We start from the raw sequence: 4,776 nt of genomic DNA, 5'->3' as shown, positions 1-4,776 counted from the left end.
GCCTCAAGCACCTCAAAGATCATTTTAGCGCGCGCTTCCACCTCGCCCCCGCCACCTGCCAGAAAGTCGCTGACGGTAATCGTTACGAGCGGAAAGCCGAGCGCATCCGCTAAATTTTCAGCAACGCTGGTTTTGCCGGTGCCAGGCGGGCCATAAATTAACATAGAATAATTTCGGGGACTTCCGCCGAGCCAAGGCAAAAGGAACTCCTCTTCTACCTTACGATAGGTCTCGAAGTATGGCCCGAGTGAGGTTATCGGCTCAAAGCTCTCCCTCAGATCTGCTTTGTCATCCGGGGCCGCGGCCGTTGTCGTCTTTCGAGCTAGTTGCATCGCTTGGGTCGCAGGACTCCAAGACTGTTTGGCACGTTGAGGCTTTCGAACGTTGAAGCGAGACAGTCGCAGCGTGGTGCGAGCTATGTGGCCGTGGAGGCTACGCCGGTATCCCAGAAGAAAATCGACTACCTGCGCGGTATCCCAAAGTTGGATCGAGTCAGGATCCGCGACATGGTCCGAGTGCCAGCCTGAAACTCGGCGTGGCGTTCCTTCAACATCGATTGTGACGCGCCTCGCCGCAAGCCAACTCCAGAAGCGGCGAAACAGAGCTATGTATCGTTCCGAGCGCCCATGAAACCGCTCGTCCTTATCTAGTCTCTGGCAGCACCGCAGAAGTGAATTTGCGGCCTCCACACTTATTGGGAAAAGTACAAACCCCTTTACGGTGCGCAGGAAGGGCTTACTTGGGCGCCAGTGAGCACTAGTCTGCTGCGCTTGCTCGAGGACATCAAGAACACGGTCGAATAGACGCACATCTATTGTCTGCTCCGAGAGGAGCAGCACGCCCTCCAAAGAGAAGATCAACTCGGCAGGATCGAAGCGGCTGTCCGGGATATTTGAGTACGAAAGCTGATCGTGAAGTGTACTCTCAAAGTAGCGCAGATATGCAGCTCTGCCTTCTATCTCTTGCCCCAGCGTATGAGCTGCACGCACGACTAACAAAGGAACGAATGCGTTGGGTACGACTTTTGATTCCGTCAAGCCTCTGTTCTTAAAAATAAAAAAACTGACGAAGCTGTTCGTCGGATCAATCTTTACGAGTTTCTGAACGACGATCCTGGCATCGGCCATGAGATCATCGGTCCCACCAGGTGTCGCCGACAAAACCTCGGCAAGAAACGACATGGTTAGCGGGTCATTGGTCCCGTAGGTAGGAGAAATCGTTGTTATGGTTTGGGCTCTGGTCTCAGAACGGGCTTCTCTAAGCTCAGCGACCAACCTGTCAAATGCCTTCTTTCGCGCTTCATCCAGCTTTTTCGCGTATTGACCGCCAACCTCAAATGCATAGCCTGGACGAGATGTGCCAACTCGTTGCGACTCGCGAAGAAGATCGATTGCGCGGATCATCATTGTCATCGTGCTATGCGAAATCTTGTGCTTGTCATTTTCTTTTCGGCGATCGGGAATTTCATAGGGCCAGTTGGGTTTCTCCGAATTGAACGTTCCCGCAATCGTTTCTCCTGTTTCTAGAAGCACTCGATCGATGGCGGCAATGTCTTCCCGATCACGTTGGATTCCATCACTGAGATAGGATTCGAGAGTATGCAAATGACCTCTGGAGTTCACTGTTCCTGTGCCGCAAGCGACCGATTCGGTATAAGGGCACTGTAGTGTTTAGGAAAGGGTGACCGCATCACTCAACCTGAGCCTAACGCATCCATACTAAGCGATACGCGCCCAGGGAGCTGTGATCCACCGCAACCCGCCCCTCAACTGAAAGCTTCCCTACCACCCATTCGCCACCATCAGCACGTTGCCCGTCTCCTGCTCCGCTGCTGGTGCAGCTATATTGCGCCGATGGCGGCAATTGCCAGTAGGAACATGCCCGCCGTGATCGCTGTCTTCTCGGAATGTTCTGCCGGGCGAAGTTTGGTGTGAAAGAGGACTCCCGCCGGGCCATGCCCAGGTATCCAGCCTGCAAGGAACGTCCCACTATCCCCTCAATGCCGCTTAAAATACTACACCTCGCGCTCATGCTTCTCCATCGCCTCACGCGTCTCGAACGTTCCCAGATTCCGCCTTTTCCCGGTCTTCTCATCCTCCTAGCGCGAATAAAGCCGGTATTTTCCGCATTTCATTTTCCGGATCATTTCGCTCTCCCTGGCTGATAGTTTCCCCTTGCCCTTGAGGTCCGCGCGGCTGCCCAGATTCCTCCTCGACCTCTCAAAACGGATGCACGACCCAACGACACAGGCTATATTGCCCCGTCTGGCCGAGGTCATCGAAGGGGAGGCATGACATGCAGGCAATGCCGATAGCGCATCAAGCCGCGCAACCCGTGCGCCCCATATCCTCCCTGGCCGGCTATCCGGCCGCCGTCCTGTGCTGGCTGCTTTCGGCCGGTGTCTACATCGCGGCCAAATGGGTGGCGCCTGAAATGCCGCCCTGGGGTCTCTGTTTCTGGCGGCTGACGCTTGCCTGCGCCATCCTGCTGCCGATCGTGCACCGTCATCACGAGGCGATGATCGGGCTTTTGCGAACGCGCGCCGTGGAGGTCGTCGCCGTGGGGGCGATCGGCCTGACGCTCTGCCAGGGTATGATCTACCATGGCCTCAACCACACCGACGCCACCACGGCCGGCATCATCATGGCGCTGTCGCCGGTCATGACGATGGTGCTTGCCCGTTTCGCGCTTGGCGAGCCGCTCGGCCTGTGGAAGTCGCTTGGCGCGCTGGTTGCGCTTGCCGGGATGATTTTCATCGTTGCCCACGGCAACCTGACGGCGCTGCTGCAGCTCAAGCTCAACGCCGGCGAGCTGTGGATCGTCGGCAGCGCGTTCTGCTGGGGCCTCTACACCGTGCTTTTGCGCCGTGCCAAATTCGGCATCGAACTCCTGCCGATGGTCGTGCTGCTGCTCGGCGCCGGTGCGCTGGTCGCCTTGCCTTTCCATGCGTGGGAATTGTTCAACGACGAACGCTCCGCCATGAACGTCCACAGCCTTCTCGCGCTCGCCTATCTGGCAGGTCCCGGCGGCGCCCTGATGTACTACCTCTACAACAAAAGCGTGCAAACGCTGGGTGCTAGCCGGGCAAGCATGCTGCTCTACCTGCAGACGGTGTTCGTGGCCGTGCTCGCCTATCTGCTGCTCGGCGAGGGCTTGCACGATTACGACCTGGTCGGTGCGGCCTTCATCGTCGCCGGCATCGTGCTCGCTACCGTAGTCAGGCCAGCTCAACCACGCGTGGCGTAGACATCTTGCGGGTGACGGCTGTATTCAGCGCCGGCCGCATTGGCGTTTGGTGAGTCACCATTGCGACAGCCAGAGGCCCCCTCTCAATGCCGCTTGAAATACTGCACCTCCTTCTCGTGCTTCTCCGCCGCCTCGCGCGTATCGAACGTTCCGAGGTTGCGCCGCTTGCCGGTCTTGTCGTCCTTCTTGCGCGAATACAGCCGGTATTTGCCGTCCTTGAGTTTTCGGATCATCTCGCTCTCCCTGGCTAGGATTGGCCCTGATCAAGGTTTCCGCTTACCGGGCGGCGGCCTGCCGACCAGCGCCTGCGTCTTGTCGCCATGCTCATTCCCCGGTTGTGTCAGGGATCAACGCCGTTCCAATCCAAATGATCCACCCGTTCGAAGGCAGCACTCTACGGCGCCCCCCCTCTGGCCTGCCGGCCATCTCCCCCACAAGTGGGGAGATTGGCAGCTTTGGCGTCGGCGCTTTCTGGCAACGTCGAAATTCGGCGAGCGCCGGCCAAAACGCAAAAACCCGCCTGGGCGGCGGGTCACTGGCGCAAATCAGCACCATAGGCAGAAATGTAGCATAGCTGCCCTCACCCCGTCAAGAAAAAATTCCTATCCCATCGACAAGCTCCCTGTCCGGACACATGCATCCCGGCCACGAAGGCTAGCGGCGCAATTGCGGCGGCAGCCGACATTCCAACGCAGTAAATTCAGATCCAACTTGACGGAACATTAGCCAAAGCTAATTGTTAGTGGATGCGGCAGGTGGTGCCCTCCATCGCCTGCCGAAGATCGGCCCTCCGATCGGCCCGCGTCCTCCGCCAGAGGCGCGGGCTTTTCGTGCCGATCAGCCGTCGCAGCCTAGCCGGCATTTTTCGTCCTCCGACTATTTCGCCAGTCCCTCATCGGGGTTTCGCCGCCCTTTGGCCTTGAGGCTGCGCGCGGCTTGCTCGACCGCGGCGCGGTCGTTGCCCAAGCGGTCGAGCAGTTCCTGTGCCTCGTCGCCGGAGATGCCGGTGCGCACCGCCAGCGCCTCGACCTCCAGCACGTCGGAGCTGGCGATCTCGCCGGTTTCAGGCAGCGCGTCGCCCGCCGTCAGCGGCAGGGCTCCCTCGCGGTCGATCTCGGCCTCGGCCTGGTGCCAGTGCCGCTCGGGGTCGCCCTGCATGCGGCCTTCCCGTTCCCAGATCTGGTAGGCGCGCTCACGAATTCTGTCGTCCCGGTCGTCGCTCATGGTCAGTCCTCCTTCGGGTCAGGGTTGAACGTCGCGCCAATGCGGACGCTCCGGAAAATCCGCGCGATCGGATCGCCATGCCGGCGGTGCGCGGGGGCTACTGGCATTGCCGTCTCGGGCCACCGGAGTATGGCTGGTAGCTGTTGTCTTCCGGGCGATAGGAGCGGTAGCGGCTGAAGCAGGAATCGACATGGTCGGCCGAAAGCGCTTCGCCGTCATCATCGGCAAGGTAGACGCCAAGGCCAGCGCCGTTTTCCCCGCCGTCGCCGGCAGCCGGCTGGCCGGCCTGACCGGCGGCTTCGAGAT

General features: G+C 59.4%; 5 protein-coding genes. 1 reads left to right on the top strand and 4 read right to left on the bottom strand.

Features of this window, described 5'->3' with window-relative positions; translation table 11 throughout:
- Window positions 1-1,604, bottom strand: a 1,604-nt coding sequence (locus EN994_RS18235) for an ATP-binding protein (RefSeq protein ID WP_127307702.1), incomplete at its 3' end; no start/stop codon positions are given.
- Window positions 1,605-2,295: 691 nt separating this feature from the next.
- On the opposite strand from EN994_RS18235, the gene EN994_RS18225 reads away from it, so the two are divergent.
- Window positions 2,296-3,246: an EamA family transporter gene (locus EN994_RS18225; protein WP_127307701.1), complete on the top strand. Its 951-nt coding sequence runs from the start codon at window positions 2,296-2,298 to the stop codon at window positions 3,244-3,246.
- A gap of 83 nt (window positions 3,247-3,329) precedes the next feature.
- Here the strand turns inward: EN994_RS18225 and EN994_RS18220 are convergent, their stop codons facing one another.
- The 3 genes from EN994_RS18220 to EN994_RS36165 all read right to left on the bottom strand — a co-directional run.
- Window positions 3,330-3,479 (bottom strand): hypothetical protein, encoded by a 150-nt coding sequence (locus tag EN994_RS18220; RefSeq protein WP_086081318.1) that lies wholly within the window; start codon window positions 3,477-3,479, stop codon window positions 3,330-3,332.
- A gap of 643 nt (window positions 3,480-4,122) precedes the next feature.
- Window positions 4,123-4,470: a DUF2934 domain-containing protein gene (locus EN994_RS18215; protein ID WP_027160800.1), complete on the bottom strand. Its 348-nt coding sequence runs from the start codon at window positions 4,468-4,470 to the stop codon at window positions 4,123-4,125.
- A 97-nt stretch (window positions 4,471-4,567) separates the two neighbouring features.
- Window positions 4,568-4,776 (bottom strand): BA14K family protein (locus EN994_RS36165; RefSeq protein ID WP_245466046.1); only part of this gene is annotated, 209 nt, incomplete at its 5' end.

The sequence above is a fragment of the Mesorhizobium sp. M7A.F.Ca.CA.002.09.1.1 genome, from assembly GCF_003998555.1.
Lineage (GTDB): Bacteria > Pseudomonadota > Alphaproteobacteria > Rhizobiales > Rhizobiaceae > Mesorhizobium > Mesorhizobium ciceri.
This window is presented reverse-complemented; position numbering and strand designations above follow the sequence as displayed.

Bases quoted from the DNA above. Each gene is read 5' to 3' on its own strand.
- EN994_RS18215 (WP_027160800.1), bottom strand. From the start codon at position 4,470: ATGAGCGACGACCGGGACGACAGAATTCGTGAGCGCGCCTACCAGATC.
- EN994_RS18220 (WP_086081318.1), bottom strand. From the start codon at position 3,479: ATGATCCGAAAACTCAAGGACGGCAAATACCGGCTGTATTCGCGCAAG.
- EN994_RS18225 (WP_127307701.1), top strand. From the start codon at position 2,296: ATGCAGGCAATGCCGATAGCGCATCAAGCCGCGCAACCCGTGCGCCCC.